Annotated in this window: 15 protein-coding genes and 2 pseudogenes; 10 read left to right on the top strand and 7 right to left on the bottom strand. The window is 71.9% G+C overall.

The annotated features are described in order from the left end of the window. Positions 1–65 precede the first annotated feature (65 nt). The gene (locus QUE44_RS13295; RefSeq protein WP_286215149.1) at positions 66–1,439 is read right to left on the bottom strand and encodes a DUF7507 domain-containing protein; all 1,374 of its coding nucleotides are present in this window, start codon (positions 1,437–1,439) and stop codon (positions 66–68) included. 182 nt (positions 1,440–1,621) lie between these two features. Here QUE44_RS13295 and QUE44_RS13290 point away from each other — a divergent pair, with 182 nt between their 5' ends. Beyond that, entirely contained in the window at positions 1,622–2,992 is a 1,371-nt protein-coding gene (locus QUE44_RS13290; protein WP_286215147.1) for an aminopeptidase P family protein, read from the top strand. A 9-nt stretch (positions 2,993–3,001) separates the two neighbouring features. Here the strand turns inward: QUE44_RS13290 and QUE44_RS13285 are convergent, their stop codons facing one another. After that, positions 3,002–3,865: a DUF3800 domain-containing protein gene (locus tag QUE44_RS13285; protein ID WP_286215145.1), complete on the bottom strand. Its 864-nt coding sequence runs from the start codon at positions 3,863–3,865 to the stop codon at positions 3,002–3,004. Positions 3,866–4,024: 159 nt separating this feature from the next. Between QUE44_RS13285 and QUE44_RS13280 the strand changes: the two genes are divergently transcribed. Further along, positions 4,025–5,479 (top strand): thioredoxin domain-containing protein, encoded by a 1,455-nt coding sequence (locus QUE44_RS13280; RefSeq protein ID WP_286215143.1) that lies wholly within the window; start codon positions 4,025–4,027, stop codon positions 5,477–5,479. A gap of 100 nt (positions 5,480–5,579) precedes the next feature. Then, positions 5,580–6,557, top strand: a complete 978-nt coding sequence (locus QUE44_RS13275; RefSeq protein WP_286215141.1) for an LLM class flavin-dependent oxidoreductase — start codon at positions 5,580–5,582, stop codon at positions 6,555–6,557. A 170-nt stretch (positions 6,558–6,727) separates the two neighbouring features. Here QUE44_RS13275 and QUE44_RS13270 read toward each other — a convergent pair whose 3' ends face one another. Further along, a complete protein-coding gene (locus QUE44_RS13270; protein ID WP_286215139.1) occupies positions 6,728–8,128 on the bottom strand; it encodes an aminotransferase-like domain-containing protein in 1,401 nt (466 codons plus the stop codon). 97 nt (positions 8,129–8,225) lie between these two features. Between QUE44_RS13270 and QUE44_RS13265 the strand changes: the two genes are divergently transcribed. The 5 genes and pseudogenes from QUE44_RS13265 to QUE44_RS13245 all read left to right on the top strand — a co-directional run bounded on the left by QUE44_RS13265 (position 8,226) and on the right by QUE44_RS13245 (position 12,719). Further along, positions 8,226–9,524 carry a pyridoxal phosphate-dependent decarboxylase family protein gene (locus tag QUE44_RS13265; protein ID WP_286215137.1) on the top strand — a complete coding sequence of 433 codons (1,299 nt, stop codon included), beginning with the start codon at positions 8,226–8,228 and terminating at the stop codon, positions 9,522–9,524. Beyond that, on the top strand, positions 9,521–9,697 hold the full coding sequence (locus QUE44_RS13260; RefSeq protein ID WP_286215135.1) for a hypothetical protein: 177 nt from the start codon (positions 9,521–9,523) through the stop codon (positions 9,695–9,697). The genes QUE44_RS13265 and QUE44_RS13260 overlap by 4 nt, the downstream gene beginning before the upstream one ends. A gap of 34 nt (positions 9,698–9,731) precedes the next feature. Further along, a complete protein-coding gene (locus tag QUE44_RS13255) occupies positions 9,732–11,054 on the top strand; it encodes a magnesium transporter MgtE N-terminal domain-containing protein (RefSeq protein WP_286215133.1) in 1,323 nt (440 codons plus the stop codon). Beyond that, positions 11,047–11,565 (top strand): DUF1003 domain-containing protein, encoded by a 519-nt coding sequence (locus tag QUE44_RS13250; protein WP_286215131.1) that lies wholly within the window; start codon positions 11,047–11,049, stop codon positions 11,563–11,565. Before QUE44_RS13255 ends, QUE44_RS13250 begins: the two co-directional genes overlap by 8 nt. Positions 11,566–11,586: 21 nt before the next feature. After that, a pseudogene (locus QUE44_RS13245) lies at positions 11,587–12,719 on the top strand (Mrp/NBP35 family ATP-binding protein). A 22-nt stretch (positions 12,720–12,741) separates the two neighbouring features. Here the strand turns inward: QUE44_RS13245 and QUE44_RS13240 are convergent. Then, positions 12,742–13,347 carry a hypothetical protein gene (locus QUE44_RS13240; RefSeq protein ID WP_286215130.1) on the bottom strand — a complete coding sequence of 202 codons (606 nt, stop codon included), beginning with the start codon at positions 13,345–13,347 and terminating at the stop codon, positions 12,742–12,744. Here QUE44_RS13240 and QUE44_RS14245 point away from each other — a divergent pair. Together QUE44_RS14245 and QUE44_RS14240 are read left to right on the top strand one after the other, a co-directional pair. Beyond that, a pseudogene (locus tag QUE44_RS14245) lies at positions 13,346–14,032 on the top strand (galactokinase family protein); the annotation flags it as partial. The gene QUE44_RS13240 and the pseudogene QUE44_RS14245 sit on opposite strands and share 2 nt — an antisense overlap. 401 nt (positions 14,033–14,433) lie before the next feature. After that, complete coding sequence (locus QUE44_RS14240; protein ID WP_350226933.1) at positions 14,434–14,670, top strand: galactokinase; 237 nt, start codon at positions 14,434–14,436, stop codon at positions 14,668–14,670. A 9-nt stretch (positions 14,671–14,679) separates the two neighbouring features. On the opposite strand, the gene QUE44_RS13230 is transcribed toward QUE44_RS14240, so the two are convergent. The 3 genes from QUE44_RS13230 to glyA form a co-directional block, all read right to left on the bottom strand. Further along, positions 14,680–15,486: an exodeoxyribonuclease III gene (locus tag QUE44_RS13230; protein WP_286215128.1), complete on the bottom strand. Its 807-nt coding sequence runs from the start codon at positions 15,484–15,486 to the stop codon at positions 14,680–14,682. Between the two features lie 250 nt (positions 15,487–15,736). Beyond that, positions 15,737–16,633, bottom strand: a complete 897-nt coding sequence (locus tag QUE44_RS13225) for a bifunctional methylenetetrahydrofolate dehydrogenase/methenyltetrahydrofolate cyclohydrolase (RefSeq protein ID WP_286215127.1) — start codon at positions 16,631–16,633, stop codon at positions 15,737–15,739. Next, positions 16,633–17,925, bottom strand: a complete 1,293-nt coding sequence (gene glyA, locus QUE44_RS13220; protein WP_286215126.1) for a serine hydroxymethyltransferase — start codon at positions 17,923–17,925, stop codon at positions 16,633–16,635. The genes QUE44_RS13225 and glyA overlap by 1 nt, the downstream gene beginning before the upstream one ends. Between the last annotated feature and the right edge of the window lie 33 nt (positions 17,926–17,958).

The following is a 17,958-nucleotide window of genomic DNA, read 5'->3' as shown; positions in this document are numbered from 1 at the left end:
CAGCCTAGGCACGTCGAAGGCCGGGCCCCGCACGGGACCCGGCCTTCGTGGGGACGATGCTCGGGTTACGCCCGCGCGCGGCGGCGGGACACGAGCAGCGCGCCTGCCGCAATGAGCGATGCAGACACCACCAGGAGCGGAAGGGACTCGGCGCCGGTGTCAGAGAGTTCGTCGGCGACCGTGGCGTCCCGGTCCCGCACGGGGGCGGTGTCGGTCACCACGTCCTCCTCCTCGTCCACGACAGCCGCGGCAGCGACGTCGAACGAGAAGGTCTGCGCCACCGTGACCTCGGTGCCATTGGCAACCGCGGCGGCGCGCGGGTTGCCCGGACCGATCGGCAGGAAGCCCGTGAGCTCGACGGTGATGTCGACGGAACCGCGCGCCGCATCGGCGCTCGTGACGGTGTAGTCGACGGTGCAGGAGACCGCCTCGCCGGCGGCGATCGTGCCATCCGTGATGTCGCACGTCGCGTCGAGTCCAGCGGGCTCGACCACGGCGACCGTGGCGTCGAACAGCTGGAACGCCGCCGTGTTCACCAGGGAGAACTCGAGGCGGACCGTGTCGCCCGCGGAGGCCTCGCTCGGCTCACCGAACGTCCAGCCGGCAGACTCCTCGAACGCGACCAGGTCCGCAGCATCGAGACGGCGGTCCGCGACCTCCCCGGCGAGCCAGTGCACCTCGTGGTGCAGGTTCGTGATCTCGTCGCGCTCATCCGCGGCGGCTGCGGCCACGATCACGACGGAGTCCCGGGTCACGATCGCGACTGCGAGAGCGTCGGCGGCACCCGCGTAGACGTCGCGCGCCGCGATCGCATCGCCAAGGGTGTCCGACGCAGTGGTGAGCGTAGCCTGCGCGCTCACGCGGTTCGCCTGTGCGGTTCCGACCTGTATCTGCAGCGACGTGTACGTCGGGTTGGGCATCGACATACCCGGGAGGCATATCGTCCCGACGACGGCATCGGGAAAGCACATCGGGGGTCCAGCGATCGTCGCGGGCGTCGCGGCCAGCTGAGCCCCAAGCGAGGCGATGGTCACATCGATCGCTGCGAGCGCGGCCACCGCGTCGTCGTACTCGGTCTGGGCGGCCACGACCTCGGCATCGAGCAGCGCGTACTGGTCGACGTCCACCTCGGCGGCCTCGACGACGTCCCGAGCGTTGTCCGCGGCGGCGTCGGCGTCGGCAACCGCGGCCTGCGCCTGGGCGAGCAGGTCCTCGAGGGCGGCGTCGGCCGCGTCGACCTCGGCAGCCCTGGCGAGCAGCACGTCGACGTCGCGGGCGACGTATGCCGCGTTGACGGCGTCGACGGCGGTCCGGGCCTCGGCGGCGAGGGCCTGTGCCTCGTCGAGAAGCGATGGGCGGGGGACGGCACCCGCGGGCGTCGCGACGAGCGTCGCCGCGACGAGCGAGGCCGCCACGGCGGAGGTGATGCGTGCGAGCACTGTGCTCTCCTTCAGGGTCGGGGACGGCCGTGAGGCCACGATGATCCTATGGCCGCACCGGCTCTCGCCGCGGCCGTTTTAGGCATCCTGGCGCGGATTGCAACACGACCATGACCAGGGACGATGCAATCCGTCCCCTTCGCACGATTCGTCCCCCGCCCGAGCCGTGGGAGCATGGCGAGGTGAACGACAAGGTCCAGACCAACAAGGCCCGCACCACCCGCCCCTCCACGCAGGAGTTCAAGGACTTCATGGGCGAGCACTGGGCGCCACACGAGGACGTCGAGGTGACGCGAATCGCGGCCGCGCCCTACGCCGCCGAGCGGCGAGCGCGGCTGAGCGCACGCTTCCCAGGCGAACGCATCGTGGTGCCGGCCGGCACCCTGAAGACCCGCGCCAACGACACGGACTATCGCTTCCGCCCGTCGTCGGACTTCACCTACCTCACCGGCCTGGGGATCGACCGCGAGCCCGGCGCGATCCTGGTGTTCGAGCCCCGCGAGGGCGAGGGGCACGACGTCACGCTGTACCTCATCCCGCCCGCGCAGCCGGGGGACGAGGGCTTCTACTCGGACCCCGCGGCGGGCGAGTTCTGGATCGGGCGCCGCCCGGGCCTCGCGGAGTTTGCCGCGATGACCGGCATCGAGACGAGGGCGCTGGCGGACCTCCCGAAGGGCGTGCGCACCGCGAATCAGCCGAGCAAGAAGGCGCGGGTCGCGCTGTCCGAGATGCGATTCGTCAAGGACGAGTACGAGATCCAGCAGTTGCGCGACGCTGTCGACGCGACCATCGCGGGCTTCGAGCGAGTGGTCCCCGAGCTGCCGCGCGCAATCGGCCACAAGCGCGGCGAGCGCGTGATCGAGGCGACCTTCGACGGCCACGCGCGCGAGGAGGGCAACGGCGTGGGCTACGAGACCATCGCCGCCTCGGGCCCGCACGCCACCACCCTGCACTGGATCTCCAACACGGGCCAGGTGCGTGCGGGTGACCTCCTGCTGCTCGACGCGGGCGTCGAGGTCGAGAGCCTCTACACCGCGGACATCACGCGCACGCTGCCGGTCGACGGCACCTTCACCGCGACGCAGCGTAGGGTCTACGAGATCGTGCTCGAGGCCGCCGATGCGGCCTTCGCCATCGTCAGGCCCGGCATCCGCTTCCTCGACGTTCACCTCGCGGCGATGGAGGTCATCGAGCAGCGCCTCACCGAGTGGGGCATCGCCCCCGCGCAGGAGGACCCGGAGTCCAAGCTGTACCGACGCTGGATGGTCCACGGCACGTGCCACCACCTGGGTCTCGACGTCCACGACTGCGCCGAGGCCAAGCGCGACCTCTACCTCGAGGGCGTCCTCGAGCCCGGCATGGTCTTCACGATCGAGCCCGGCCTGTACTTCCAGGAGGGCGACCTCGCGGCGCCCGCGGAGCTGCGCGGGATCGGGATCAGGATCGAGGACGATGTCCTGGTCACCGAGGACGGGGCGGAAAACCTGTCCGCGGCGCTCCCCCGTGAGGTCGACGCGATCGAACAGTGGATGGCGCGACTGCGCCGCGCCTGACCCGCAGGCTCACCGCACCGGCGGATACCTGCCGGGGTCCGGGTAGACCATGATGCCGCCGCCCTGCGCCTTGGTGGTGTTCCAGTGCGCGGCGAAGCACGGCTCGATCTTGTCCCACAGATAGTGCCGCGCCGCGGGCGGGCGGCCGTGCGCATACCAGGCCCGGACCGCGAAGGCCACGAGGTCGGGCAGCTGGATGAGCTCGCGATCCCACGTGCTGAGGGTCGGGTCGATCCACACCGGCTTGTCGATGACGAGGTTGAAGTTGGGGCGGTTGACGCCCTTGGACGCCATCTCGCGACGCACGTGGTGCATCGCGCCCGAGTCGAAGTACGCCTCGTGCTCATCCTGGCGGTCGGCCACAAAGATCGCCCCCTCACCCCTGTTGACGCTGCCGAGCGTCTGAGCGACGCGCTCGTAGAGGCGCGCGTACGCGATGCCGAGAGGGCTCGCGAGGGGGTCGATCGCGCGCAGGGCCCGCTTGTCGACGATCACCGTGAAGACCAGTGGGCGGAACTTCGCGAACAGCTGCCCCAGGTCGCGCAGCAGATTGCCGAGCCTCGCCGGATCCGCGACGGCCGCATAGCCTGCGGGTAGGTCTCGCGGCGCGTGACCCTCGCGCGCCCGCGCGGCCTCGGCGAGGTTGCGCCCCTTGATCTCCGTCTCGCCCCACGCGCGCGCGACGGCGCCCTCGCCAAAGTGGCGAGCCTTGACGGCGACCAGCTCCTCCGCGAGCGGCTCCCGCGACGAGTCGTGGATGCCCACCGCCGCGAGCGCGAAGAGATCGCGCACGTGGGTGCGCCCCTCGACCAGCGGCGCGAGCGAGCCGCCCATCGTGGTCCCGCCCGACTCGTCCACGTAGAACAGCAGCATCGTCGCTCCTCCCCCGCCCCGCATCGGTCCTGGGACCCGCTGCCTCGACCGTAGCGCCCGCGGCCCCTCAGCGCCCACACCACGGGACCAACTGCCCACGCCGCGGGCGGGGTCCACGCCTAACCTGGCACCGGCCGAAGCCGACCCCGAGGAGACTCCATGCACGCCGCCGCACGCTTGCCACGCCTCCTCGTGCTCGGGTCGGCGGTGCTGGGCGGGCTCCTCCTCGTCTCCGCACCCGCCCAGGCCACCTCGTGGACCGCCGCACCCGCCACCGTCGCCGGGACGGCCACCACCGACGTCGCCGACCCGACCGAGGCATCGTCCCTCCCCGAGGCAGACCTCGTGCTGTTCTGGGGCGACGGCTGCCCCAACTGCGCCGAGGAGAAGGAGTGGCTCGAGCGCGTCGCGAGCCAGTATCCGGACCTCGAGATCGTGCAGCTCGAGGTGTGGAACGACGCCGCGAACCGCGACCTCTTCGCCCGCGTGGGCGAGGAGATGGACTTCGAGGCCGGGTCAGTGCCCACGACGATCGTGGGCGAGCGCATCTGGATCGGCTGGACGGACCCCATCTCCCAGGACCTCGCCGCCGCACTCGCGCAGGTCGACCGCGGCGAGGCGCCGCGACCGGGCGTCTATGGCACCGCGGGCGCCGGCACGTGCTCGCAGGAGGAGGGCATCTGCACCGTCGAGGACGACGGCACGCTCATCGAGGTGCCCCTCGTCGGCGACGTCTCGCTCGGCGACAAGTCGCTGCTGGTCTCGACCCTCATCATCGGGTTTGTCGACGGCATCAACCCGTGCTCGCTATGGGTGATCTCGGTCCTGCTGACGATCGTGCTGCGCACCAACAACCGCCGCCGCGTCATCGCGATCGGCACCACGTTCCTCACCGTCACGGCCGCGATGTACGCGCTCTACATGGCCGCGTTCTACTCGGCGCTCACGGTGGTGGGCTTCCTGGGCTGGATTCAGGTGGTGGTCGCGCTGGTCGCCGGCGTGTTCGGCATCGTGTCGGTCAAGGACTACTTCGCCTTCAAGAAGGGGCTGTCCTTCACGATCTCGGACTCCGCTAAGCCCGGCATCTACCGGCGCATGCGTGAGGCCGCGGGCAAGAAGGCGCTGCTGCCGGCGTTGGGCGCAACAGTGGTGCTCGCGGTGGGTGTGTCGCTCCTCGAGACCCCGTGCACGGCGGGCTTCCCCGTGCTGTGGACGGGCCTGCTGCAGGCCAACGACGTGGGTCCCGCGCAGACCGGCCTGCTGTTTGTGGCCTACATGATCCCGTTCCTGCTCGACGAGCTCATCGTGTTCGGTATCGCCGTCGCGACCATGCGCGCCACCAAGATGCAGGACAAGCACGGCGAGCTGCTCAAGCTCATCGCGGGCGTGACCATGCTGGTGCTGGCTGCGGTCATGGTGATCGACCCGACCCTCATGGAGAACCCCGTCGCCGCGCTGCTGCTCTTCGTGGGCGCCTTCGCGCTCGCCGGCGCGATTCACGTAGTGACCGTGCGGGTGCGACGGTCGAGGGGACTGGACGATGCCACACACGGCACCGCGGACGAGGTCGCCGCGGGCGCGGCGGAGGTCACCGGCGAGCGCGACGGGTCGTAGACCCCGCCGCATCGTCGCGGCATCGCCGCGCCTCCCCGGGCATACCCACGGGGGTCTCGCGCGTTGAGGGAGCATCACCCTCCCCGCCCGAAAGGCCGCCATGCCCGTCGCCCTGTCCCTGCTCGATCTCGCCTTCATCCGCCCCGGCGGCACCGCCGCGGAAAGCCTCGCCCACTCGGTCGAGCTCGCCCGCACCGCCGAGTCCGCCGGCTACGGCCGCGTCTGGTACGCCGAGCACCACGGGATGCCCACCATCGCATCGTCCGCACCCGCCGTGGTGATCGCGCACGTCGCGGCCCACACCTCGGCCATCCGGCTCGGCGCGGGCGGCGTCATGCTTCCGCATCACTCGCCGCTCGTGGTCGCGGAGCAGTTCGGCACGCTCGCGGCGCTGCACCCGGGCCGCATCGACCTGGGGCTGGGCCGGGCACCCGGCGGCGAGCGGGCCGTCTATGCGGCGCTGCGGCGCACCCCTGACGCCTCGGATCGCTTCCCTCAGGACGTGGTCGAGCTGCAGGGGCTGCTCGCGGGTGACTCCCGTCCCGACGGCCTCACCGCGACACCGGGCGCACACTCCCGCGTGCCGCTGTACATCCTGGGCTCGTCGCTGTTCGGCGCCCAACTCGCGGCGCAGCTCGGCCTGCCCTTCGCGTTCGCCTCGCACTTCGCCCCACAGGCCCTCGAGCAGGCCGTCGCGCTCTACCGGGGCACCTACACGCCCAGCGAGGCGCACCCCGAGCCGCACGTCATCGCGGGCGTCAACGTGGTGGCGGCGGAGGATGAGGCCGATGCCGTTGCCGAGTTCGAGGCCGCCCGCCGGTACCGCGTGAGGTCGCTCCTTGCGCGGGGGCCCGCGGCGCGCGACTACAGCGACGCGGAGATCGACGCGTTCCTCACGACCGAGCAGGGCGCGGGGATCGCGGCGATGATGTCGAAGGCTGCGGTCGGCACCCCAGAGCAGGTGCGCGCGGGGCTCGAGGAGTTCGCAGCCGCGGCCCGCGCCGACGAGCTCATCACCGTGCACCCCTCTCTCGAGCCCGAGTCGCGGCTGCGCTCCGTCAGTCTCGCGGGGGCCTAGGGGCAGCCGCACCCGCGCCCACCGGCCCCGGACCCCCACCCGCGCGACCCCCGCAAGTCACACCTCTGAGGACCGGTGTCTCGCGATTCGTGCGTGATTCGCGCTCCACCTGTCGCCAGATGTGTGACTTGCGAAAAGGGGAGGTGGGGGTGGCGGGCGGCGGCGAGTCCTCAGGCCGCGCGCTCGGCGAGCACCTTGATCCCCAGCCGGATCTGCTCGGGCGGCAGGTAGATGGGCAGCCGGAAGCGATCCGATCCCGACCCAGGCACCACCGAGAACGCCGATCCGGCGACCACGGGCACGCCCGCGCGCTCGGCCCGCTCGGCGAAGCGCTCCGCCGACATTCCTGGCAGGCGCACCCACAGCGACGGTCCGCCGGCCGGCTCGACGTACTCCCAGTCGAGCCCCGCCTCCGTGATCGCCTCGCGCGCGACCCCGAGTGACTCGCGCAGAGTCTCGATCCTCCACGCGAGCGTCTCCTCGAAGTGCTCGCGCAGCAGCCGCGCGCCCAGCCGCTGGAACAGCGCCGGGCTGCCGAGGTCCATCGCGGCGCGGCGGTGACGCAGCTGGGCGGCCAGGGTCGCGTTGGTGTGCAGCCAGCCGATGCGCAGCCCGCCCCAGAAGACCTTGGACAGACCCCCAATGGTCACCACCGACGCACGCGTGCCCAGGGCCGCGAACGGGCGCGGCCGCGAGCCGTCGAGCGCGAGGTCGCCGATGATGCGATCGTCGATCACCGTGGTCTCCGCCGCTGCCGCGGCCTCGAGCAGGCGCACCGCGTCGCCGTCGCGCAGCGCGGTTCCCGTGGGGTTGTTGAACGTGGTCACATACGCGAGGTCGGGCTGCGCGGCGCGGAGCAGCTTGGCCGCTCCCTCGACGTCGAGGCCGGTGTCGCTCATGGGCAGCGCGAGGGGCCGAGAGCCCGCGGCCTGGATCGCGTCGAAGACACCCGGATACGTGATCGCCTCGAGCGCCACCGGGGTCGACGCGCTCGCGAGCGCGGTCACCGCGAGCCACAGGGCCTGCTGCGCACCCGACGTGATGACGACCTCGTCGGGCCGCGCCGCGATGCCAAGCGCGCGCAGGTGATCCGTCACCGCGAGCGTGAGATCCCGGTCCCCCAGCGCCGCGTAGCCGTTGCCCACGGCCGCGATCGCACCCAAGAACTCCTCGGGCCGCGACAGCGCCTCGGACACCGCGGGTGCGGGCGGCGGCGACGCGGTGTTGAGCGCGACGAGCGGCTCCTGCTGCCCCACAAGGATCCTCGAGAAGCGATCCTGGGCCGTGAGCGCGGACACCCCGCGAGAGCGCATCCCCAACCGCGGCGCGGAGCCGGGAGAGGCCTCGAGCCACCCCTGATCGCGCAGCCGCTGGTACGCGGCGGTCACGGTGTTGCGCGACAGGTGAAGCTGGACGGCGAGGGCACGCTCCGACGGCAGCCGCGCGCCGTGCTCGAGGGAGCCCGCCTCCGCGAGAGACACGATCGCGTCGGCGAGTTGCTGGTACAGCGGTCCCGTGCCCGACTTCCAGTGGTCGAGCACGCCAGAGAGTTGGTCGGCGGTGGTGCGCATGGGTCCATCTCACCCCGAACTGGCACCTTCTGCCAAGGGCCATGACTTCCCGAACTGGCCCTGGTCCACGGGGGCCACTCGACACGAGGATGCTGGCATGTCCCTCACCGATCTGGCCCGCCCCGGCGCCGCACCGCGGGCCACCCTCGACCGCGCCCTCACCAACCCGACCTCCCTGGCCCTCGCCCGCGAGCGCATCGGCCTCATCACGGAGGCGGCGCGACGGGCGGCCTCGTACGTGGCCGGCGCCAGGCATCGTCCCATCGCGCCTGATCCGGAGGCGGTCGCCGCGCTCGACGCGTTCCGCCGGCCGCTGCAGGACGGCCCACGCGACGCGCGCGAGGTGCTCGTCGAGCTCGACACGCTCGGCTCCCCCGCGACCGTCGCGCAGGCACAGGGCCGCTTCTTCGGGTTCGTGAACGGCGGCGTCGACAACGCCGCGGGCGCCGCGGCCCTGCTCGCGGGCCAGTGGGACCAGAATCCCGCACTGCCCGTGATGTCGCCCGTCGCCTCCACCTTGGACGAGGTCGCGGCGGGCTGGGTGCTCGACCTGCTGAGCCTGCCCCCCACGGCCACCGCGACGTTCACCCCGGGAGCGACCCTCGCAAACCTCACCGGCATCCTCGCGGGCCGCGACGCGCTGCTCACCCGCGCGGGGTGGAGCGTCAACGCGGACGGGCTCTTCGGGGCACCCGCGCTGCGCGTCATCACCGGCGAGGAGGTTCACGTCTCCGCACTCAAGGCCCTGCGGCTCGCGGGCTTGGGAGTGGACCGGATCGAGCGCGTCCCCACGGACGCGACCGGCGCGATCGACGCGGCGCGCTTCCCCACCGACACCGACCACCTCACGCTCGTGGTGCTGCAGGCCGGCAACGTCAACACGGGGGCCTCGGACCCCTTCGAGGCGATCATCCCCGGGGTGCGCGAGCGCGGCGGCTGGGTGCACATCGACGGCGCGTTCGGGCTGTGGGCCGCCGCCTCGCCCTTGCTGCGCCACCAGGTGGCGGGCGCCGCTCTCGCCGACTCGTGGGGCACCGATGCCCACAAGTGGCTCAACGTCCCGTACGACTCGGGCATCGCGATCGTCCGCGAGCGCGCCGACCTCGAGCGCACGACGGCCATGAGCGCCGCCTACGTCGCGAGCGGGGACGCGCGCCCGCTCATGAGCCTGGGCCTGCAGATGTCGCAGCGCGCCCGCGGCATCGAGACGTGGGCGATGCTCGCGTCGAACGGCCGCTCCGGCGTCGCCGATCTCATCGACCGCACGTGCGCCCGCGCGCGTCTCTTCGCGTCGCTCCTGTGCGATGCGGGCGTCGAGGTGCTCGCGCCCGTGGCCCTCAACCAGGTCATGGTCGCCTTTGGCTCCGCGCCCGGCGGACGGGGGACGATGCCGTGACGGCCGCCGTAATCGAGGCGGCGCAGCGCGAGGGGACCATGTGGGCGGGGGGCACGGTCTGGAAGGGCAGGCCCGCGATGCGGATCTCCGTGTCGGACCAGGCGACCACGGAGGACGACGTGCGCGCGAGCGTCGCGGCGCTGCTCGAGTGCTGGGAGGCTGTGCGCGCATAAGCCGGGACTACGCTGGGCACATGAGGTTGGACACATGAGCACCGCAGTCGACCGCGTCTACATCGCGCGCCTCGCGGGCACCACGGTCTTTGACCCGCTCGGCGACGCCGTGGGGCGCGTCCGCGATGTCGTGGTGGTGGTGCGCCGCACGGGCGGCACCCCGCCCACCGCGGTGGGGCTCGTGGTCGAGGTTCCTGGGCGCAGGCGCGTCTTCATGCCCCTCACGCGCGTCACCGCGATCAACCCGGGCCAGGTCATCTGCACCGGCGTCATCAACCTGCGCCGCTTCAAGGCGCGCCAGGGCGAGACGCTCGCGATCGCGGAGCTGTTCGAGAGGTCGGTCAAGCTCAAGGAGGACCGCTCGACCGCGTACATCGAGGACATCGCGATGGAGCAGGACCGCACCAAGACGTGGCGGCTCACCAAGCTCTACGTGCGCCGCGCCCAGCGTCGCACCGGCGTGCTCGGCTTCTCGCGCAGGGGCGAGGCGCTCGTCGTCGACGTCGACCAGGTGACCGGGCTGTCCGTGCGCGACAAGAACCAGGGCGCCTCGCTGGTCATCGAGGCCTTCAGCGACCACAAGCCGGCCGACCTCGCGGCGGCGCTCATGGAGATGACGCCCTCGCGGTCCGCCGAGATCGCCGCCGCCCTCGACGACGAGCGGCTCGCGGATGTGCTCGAGGAGATGCCGGAGGACGAGCAGATCATCCTGCTGTCGACGCTGCAGTCCGAGCGCGCGGCGGACGTCCTCGAGGCCATGGATCCCGACGATGCCGCGGACCTGCTAGGCGACCTGCCCGCGACGCAGGCGGCGGCGCTGCTCGAGCTCATGGAGCCCGAGGACGCGCGCAACGTCGAGCAGCTGCTGGGCTACGAGGACGACTCCGCGGGTGGCCTGATGACCACCGAGCCCGTGATCGTGGGCCCCGAGACCTCGGTCGCGACGTGCCTTGCGCTGGTGCGCAAGAACGAGCTCCCGCCCGCTCTCGCCTCGATGGTGTTCGTGGTGCGTCCCCCGCTCGAGACGCCCACGGGCCGCTACATCGGGCTCGTGCACATTCAGCGGCTCCTGCGCGAGCCTCCCCACGACTCCATTGGCGGTCTCGTGGATCCCGCGATCGCGCCGCTGCACCCGGGCGACCACCTGTCGGTCGTCGCGCGTCGCATGGCTGCGTACGACATCCTCGCGCTGCCCGTCGTCAACGATGAGCACCGCCTCGTGGGCGCCATCTCGATCGACGACGTCCTCGACCACCTGCTGCCCAGCGACTGGCGCGAGCACATGGACGAGGACGACTCCGCCGCGACGCAGGCCGACGCCGCGCAGGAGTCGACCGCGGGAGGCGGTCGTGGCTGACCGGCTGGATCGGCCCAAGGGCGCCGAGCGCGGCTTCTTCCGGCGCAGCAAGGGATCGGATCGCGCGGGCATCATCTCCGAGGCCATCGCGCGCTTCCTCGGCACGCCGCGCTTCATCTTCTACCTCACGGTCTTCGTCATCGCGTGGATCGGGTGGAACACGCTGGGGCCCGAGGAGTACCGCTTCGACGAGTGGGGCTTCGTGGCGCTGACGCTCATGCTGTCGCTGCAGGCCTCGTATGCGGCGCCGCTGATCCTGTTGGCCCAGAACCGTCAGGCCGACCGCGACCGCGTGGCCGCCGAGCAGGACCGCCAACAGGCGGCCCGCTCCCTCGCGGACACCGAGTACCTCGCCCGCGAGGTCGCGGCCCTGCGCCAAGCGGTCAACGAGACGGCGACGCGCGACTTCGTGCGCTCGGAGCTGCGCGCTCTTCTCGAGGAACTGCGCGACGAGGACCACGAGCCCGACGCGGACGACGACCAACGCAAGCCCGGCCGCCGCGCGCGCTGAGCCCCGGCGGGAGCGCCTACGATGGACGCCATGCCTACCGTCGAGCTCATCCGCGACGCCCTCGCGACGGTCATCGACCCGGAGATCCGCCGGCCCATCACCGAGATCGGCATGGTCCGCTCGGTGGACGTGGACGGGGACCTCGCGGTCATCGGAATCGACCTCACCACGCAGGGCTGTCCGATGCGCGAACGCATCACGTCGGACGTCGAGGCCGCGGCGCGCACGGTGTCGGGGGTCGAGGACGTGCGCATCGAGCTGGGCGTGATGTCCGAGGAGCAGCGCCTCGAGTTGCGCTCGACCCTGCGCGGCGGCAAGCCCGAGCCCATCATCCAGTTCACCCAGCCGGGCAACATGACGCGCATCTACGCGGTCGCCTCGGGCAAGGGCGGCGTGGGCAAGTCGACGGTGACGGCGAACCTCGCCGCCGCGATGGCGCAGGACGGCTTCAAGGTGGGCGTGCTCGACGCGGACATCTTTGGCTTCTCGATTCCCGGCATGCTGGGCGTCGAGGGTCAGCCCACGCGACTCGACGACATGCTGCTGCCTCCGATCGCGCACGAGGTCAAGGCCGTGTCGATCGGCATGTTCGTGCCCGAGGGTCAGCCCGTCGTGTGGCGTGGACCCATGCTGCACCGCGCGATCGAGCAGTTCCTCGCGGACGTGTTCTGGGGCGACCTCGACGTGCTGTTGCTCGACCTTCCCCCGGCACGGGCGACATCGCGATCTCCGTCGCGCAGCTGCTGCCCCACGCCGAGATCCTCGTGGTCACCACGCCGCAGTCCGCCGCGGCGGGCGTCGCGGAGCGTGCCGGCGCGATCGCGGTGCAAACCTCACAGTCCGTCGTGGGTGTGGTCGAGAACATGGCGTGGCTCGAGCAGGCCGACGGCACTCGCCTCGAGGTCTTCGGCTCGGGCGGCGGCCAGACGGTCGCGGGCCGCCTGTCGAAGACCCTCGGCACGGACGTGCCGCTGCTCGGTCAGGTCCCGCTCGACATCACCGCGCGCGAGGCGGGCGACGCCGGAACCCCGGTGGTCATCTCGGACCCGGACTCCCCCGCGGCATCGGCCCTGCGCGCCGTGGCACGCACGCTCACCGCGCGCCAGCGCGGCCTGGCGGGCCGCTCGCTAGGGGTCACCCCCGTCAAGAGGTAGCGGCCGGGCGCTCGGGCGCCTCTCAGGCCTTGGAGCGCGGTCCCCAGCCCACGATGATCGCGGCGATCAGTCCGCACACGACGCCACCCGTCGACACGGCGGGCGTCGCGAGCGCGCCCAGCAGGGCATCGTCGAATCCGGGGCCCTCGATGCCCAACAGGCTCACCATCCCGCCCTCTCCAGTGCCCGCGCCGTCGAGCGTCCCGGTGACGCCCATGACGTGCAGCCCGATCGCGGTCGCGATCAGCGCGGTCGCCTGCGCGCGCAGCCCGCGCTCGCGCGACAGATAGCGGACGGTGAAGCCCACGGCGGCCGTGAGCAGCAGGCCCAGGACGGTCATGGCGTACAGGTTGGGACGGTTCGGGACCAGCACGGCGAGCAGCATCGCCACCAGCAGCGCGACGCCCAGTGTGGCCGCGAGCGGGCCCATGCGGTTGTCCCTCACCCGGTCCAGGACGGACGGCGGAAGGGACGATGCCGCGGTGGGCACGGGCTGGGTCGTCGCCGCTGGCTCGGTGCCAGGCACGTCGGCGGCCGGCGGCACGCTGGGAGGGAGATCCGCGGGAGCGGACGCGGGCGGGGGCGTGGGGTCCGGCTCGGGCGCTGACGCGGCGGGCTTGCGTGGCATGGCGACCTCCTGTGGCGTGTCCTGTCATCTTGTCACGCGTGCGCCGCGCCGTGAACACGGGCGCACGCCCGCCGCGTCACTCACTGGCAGAATGACAGGTGTGACCGTCTCTCCCCAGGACGATGCACCTCGCTGGCTGATCCCGTGGACCCTCGACGAGGGCTCCGACCGCGCCCGCGCTCTCTTCGAGGAGGCCTTCGGAGGAGAGCCCGAAGCGATCGTGTCGGCTCCCGGTCGCATCACCGTGATCGGCGATCACACCGACTACACGGAGGGTCTTTCGCTCGCGGCGCCGGTCGCGCACCGCACGTTTGTCGCGGTGCGCCGGCGCGAGGATGAGGCGCTGCGCATGGTGTCGGGCAATCCCCCGCCGGGCGAGCCCGAGCGATGGGAGGGGGCGATCTCCGCGCTCGTTCCCGGCACCGGCATCGACTGGCCCTACTACGCCTCGGGCGTCGTCTGGGCGCTCACCGAGCGCGGCTACTCCGTGACCGGGCTCGACCTCGCGATCGTCGGGTGCCTGCCGCTCGAGGCGGGCCTCGGGGCATCGGCCTCCCTCACGGCGGGGGTGGGGCTCGCGTGCAATGCGGTGTGGGGTCTTGCGCTCGACGGCGAGGCTGGCGCGATCGAGCTCGCGGAGGCGGCGTGGGACGCCGAGAGCGCCTACGTTGGCTTCCCCTGCGGCCGACTCGACACCCATACGGTGTTGCGGTGCGCTGAGGACGAGGCAGTCATGGTGGATTTCGCTACCGTGCCTCCCAGCCTCACCCGCTATCCGCTGTATTTCCATGACTACGGGCTGCGCCTGCTCGTCGTCGACACGGGAGCGCGACGCGACGACTGGATGGACGCATATGCGCGCCGCAGCCGCGACGCGCGGCTCGCTGCGCAGGCCCTCGGGGTCGACTCGCTGCGGCTGCTCGCCGACGAGCCCGACGGGGTGAGGCGCCTCGCGGGCATCGAGGACCCCACCGCGCGCAGGCGCGCGCGGCACATCGTCACCGAGGATCGGCGCGTGGCCGACGCGGTCGCGGCGCTCGGGGGCTGGGCCCCGCACACGACCGCTTCACCGAGATCGGCGCGCTCATGCTCGACTCCCACGGCTCGCTGCGCGCTGACTACGATGCGAGCACTCCCGCGCTCGACCTCGCGGTCGACACGGCCTTCGCTGCTGGCGCGTTGGGCGCCCGGCTCGCGGGGGCCGGGTTTGGCGGCGGCGCGATCGCCCTCGTGCGCGCCACCCAGGCCGAGCACATCGCCGATCAGGTCGACGCGATGTTCGTCGCGCGGGGTCTCCCCCGACCCACGTTCCTGCTGGTGTAGGCCCCCGCGTCAGAGCGCGTAGTCGACCACGAGCGGCGCGTGGTCGGTCCACCGGGAGTCCCAGCTCGCCTGACGGTCCACGCGCACCGCGGTCGCGGCGGCCGCGAGCGCAGGCGACGCGTACTGGTAGTCGATGCGCCAACCGGCATCGTTGTCGAAGGCCTGGCCCCGCATCGACCACCACGTGTACGGACCGGGGCGGTTGCCCTCGAGGGCGCGGTGCACGTCGACCCAGCCCGCCTCGACCCAGCGCGTGAGATACGCGCGCTCCTCGGGCAGGAAGCCGGCGGACTTGAGGTTGCCCTTCCAGTTCTTGATGTCATTCTCGGTGTGAGCGATGTTGATGTCGCCCATCACCACGACCCGCTCGTACTGCGGTCGCAGCGCCGCCATGCGCGCGGTCGCGGCCTCCAGCATCGCGTACTTGTCATCCATCGACGGAGTGCCCGCGGTGCCGGAGTGCATGTAGACGCTCACGACGCGCACGGGTCCCGCGGGCGACTCCACGGTCGCCTCGATCCACCGCCCGGTGTGGACCGGCTCGCCCATCGCGCCGCCCAGCGCGTCGACGCCCGCGATGACGTCCGTGAGCGGCGTGCGCGACGCGATCGCGACACCCGCGCGCCCCTTGATCTCACACGCCTGCTCGACCACGTGCCAGCCCTCGCCCACGAGCGGAGCGGTGGTCTCGAGCGGCGCGCGCACCTCCTGGAGGCACACCACGTCGGGGGTGGCCGCGGCGAGCCAGTCGCCCATGCCCTTGCGCGCGGCAGCGCGAATGCCGTTGACGTTGACGGAAGCGATTCTCATGGCCACGACGCTACCGGCTCGCACCGACATCGCGTCCCCCGTCGCCATTGGCACGCGCATCACCCGCCGCCCGCCACACGCCGCATGCCCCCGCCGCGCGAGCGGGCGGCCCCGCAGACGGCCCGCGATTCGGGTCAGCGCGACCCGAATCGCGGGCCATCGAGCAATGGGCCCGCGTTCCGAGGCGCGCCGAAGCTCAGTCACGCCAAGAATCAGGCGCACCAGAGGTCAGTCACGCCGACCCAAGCGAGCCGGATCAGCCGAGCGCCCGCTCCGCGCTCTCGACCACGTTCGCGAGCAGCATCGCGCGGGTCATGGGACCCACACCGCCCGGGTTGGGCGAGTACCACGACGCCTTCTCTCGCGCCGCGGCATCGATGTCCCCAGCCACGCGCGACTTGCCGGTCGCGGGATCGGTGACGCGGGAGACGCCCACGTCGATGAGCACCGCGCCGTCCTTGACCATGTCGGCCGTCACGATCCCGGGCACGCCCGCGGCGGCGACCACGACATCGGCCATGCGCGTGTGCGACGCAAGGTCCGCCGTGCCCGTGTGGCACAGCGTCACGGTCGCGTTGACGGCCTTGCGGGTGAGCAGCAGGCCGATGCTGCGGCCCACCGTGGTCCCGCGGCCCACCACCACGACCTCCTTGCCGTTGAGGTCGATCCCGTGGCGCGTCATGAGCTCGATGATGCCCTTGGGCGTGCACGGCAGGCTCGACGTGATCTCCTCGGACGTGCGCAGCACGAGCCGGCCCAGGTTGGTCGGGTGGAGGCCGTCCGCGTCCTTGTCGGGGTCAATCAGCTCGAGCACGCGGTTGGTGTCGATGCCGTGCGGCAGCGGCAGCTGCACGATGAATCCGGTGCACTCCGGGTTCGCGTTGAGGCGCGCGACCGCGGCCTCGATCTCCTCCTGAGTGGCGGTCTCGGGCAGGTCCTCGCGGATCGAGGCGATGCCCACCTCCGCGCAGTCGGCGTGCTTGCCGTTGACGTACCAGGTCGAACCCGGGTCCGAACCGACCAACAGCGTCCCGAGGCCGGGGACGGCGCCGCGCTCGCGCAGCGCCGTCACCCGCTCGGTCAGCTCGGCCTTGATGGCAGCAGCGGTCGCCTTGCCATCGAGAACCCGCGGCCCCTGAGTGGCGGGGGCCATTACTGCGCGAGGCCCTCGTACAGCGGGAAGGAGTCCGCGAGCTTCGCGACACGGGCGCGCAGGGCGTCGATGTCTGCGCCGCCCTTGAGCGCGGTGGCGATGACGTCGGCGACCTCGGTGAACTCCTCGGCGCCGAACCCGCGCGAGGCGAGAGCCGCGGTGCCGATGCGCACGCCGGAGGTGACCATGGGGGGACGGGGGTCGAACGGTACCGCGTTGCGGTTGACCGTGATGCCCACCTCGTGGAGGAGGTCCTCCGCCTGCTGGCCGTCGAGCGGCGAGTGGCGCAAGTCCGCGAGCACCAGGTGCACGTCCGTGCCGCCGGTGACCACGTTGACGCCGGCCTCGATCGCGTCGGGAGAGGTGAGGCGGTCCGCGATGATCCGGGCGCCCTCGAGGACGCGCTCCATGCGCTCCTTGAACTCCGGCGCGGCGGCGGCCTTGAGCGCCACGGCCTTGGCGGCGATCACGTGCATGAGCGGCCCGCCCTGCTGGCCGGGGAACACCGCGGAGTTGAGCTTCTTCGCGAGAGCGGTGTCGCGCGACACGATGAGGCCCGAGCGGGGGCCGCCGAGCGTCTTGTGGATGGTCGAGGACACCACGTCGGAGTGCGGCACGGGGCTCGGGTGCAGGCCCGCGGCCACGAGGCCCGCGAAGTGCGCCATGTCGGTCCACAGCTTCGCGCCCACCTCGTCCGCGATCTCGCGGAACGCGGCGAAGTCGAGGTGACGGGGGTACGCGGACCAGCCGGCGATGATGACGTCGGGGCGGGTCGCGAGCGCCTGCTCGCGCACCTTGTCCATCTCGATGCGGTGCGTCGCCTCGTCGAGTCCGTAGGCGGAGACGTCGTAGAGCTTGCCGGAGAAGTTGAGCTTCATGCCGTGCGTGAGGTGACCGCCGTGCGCGAGCGACAGGCCCATGATCTTGTCGCCCGCGTTGATGAGAGCGTGTAGCACGGCCGCGTTGGCGGTCGCGCCGGAGTGGGGCTGGACGTTGGCGTACTCGGCGCCAAAGAGGGCCTTGGCGCGATCGATCGCGATCGACTCGGCGACGTCGACCTCCTCGCAGCCGCCGTAGTAGCGGCGGCCGGGGTAGCCCTCGGCGTACTTGTTGGTGAGCACGGAGCCCTGCGCCTGCAGCACGGAGCGCGGCACGAAGTTCTCGGACGCGATCATCTCGAGGTAGTCGCGCTGGCGGCCCAGCTCGCGGTCGAGGACCTGGGCGATCTCGGGGTCGAAGTCCTGCAGCGTGGCGTTCATCACCGCTGCGGTGGCGCTGGAGTCAGTAGTCATGACGGTCCTTGTCTGTACGCCGGCGGGTCGCCG

It is taken from the genome of Demequina sediminis, assembly GCF_030296675.1.
Taxonomy (GTDB): domain Bacteria; phylum Actinomycetota; class Actinomycetes; order Actinomycetales; family Demequinaceae; genus Demequina; species Demequina sediminis.
The sequence above is the reverse complement of the archived record's forward strand: the minus strand, read 5'-3'. Positions and strand labels throughout refer to the sequence as shown.

Coding starts and splice junctions, on each gene's coding strand:
- QUE44_RS13240 (WP_286215130.1), bottom strand. CDS start 13,347: ATGCCACGCAAGCCCGCCGCGTCAGCGCCCGAGCCGGACCCCACGCCC.
- QUE44_RS13225 (WP_286215127.1), bottom strand. CDS start 16,633: ATGGCCCCCGCCACTCAGGGGCCGCGGGTTCTCGATGGCAAGGCGACC.
- QUE44_RS13280 (WP_286215143.1), top strand. CDS start 4,025: ATGCACGCCGCCGCACGCTTGCCACGCCTCCTCGTGCTCGGGTCGGCG.
- QUE44_RS13275 (WP_286215141.1), top strand. CDS start 5,580: ATGCCCGTCGCCCTGTCCCTGCTCGATCTCGCCTTCATCCGCCCCGGC.
- QUE44_RS13265 (WP_286215137.1), top strand. CDS start 8,226: ATGTCCCTCACCGATCTGGCCCGCCCCGGCGCCGCACCGCGGGCCACC.
- QUE44_RS13285 (WP_286215145.1), bottom strand. CDS start 3,865: ATGCTGCTGTTCTACGTGGACGAGTCGGGCGGGACCACGATGGGCGGC.
- QUE44_RS14240 (WP_350226933.1), top strand. CDS start 14,434: ATGCTCGACTCCCACGGCTCGCTGCGCGCTGACTACGATGCGAGCACT.
- QUE44_RS13255 (WP_286215133.1), top strand. CDS start 9,732: ATGAGCACCGCAGTCGACCGCGTCTACATCGCGCGCCTCGCGGGCACC.
- glyA (WP_286215126.1), bottom strand. CDS start 17,925: ATGACTACTGACTCCAGCGCCACCGCAGCGGTGATGAACGCCACGCTG.
- QUE44_RS13270 (WP_286215139.1), bottom strand. CDS start 8,128: ATGCGCACCACCGCCGACCAACTCTCTGGCGTGCTCGACCACTGGAAG.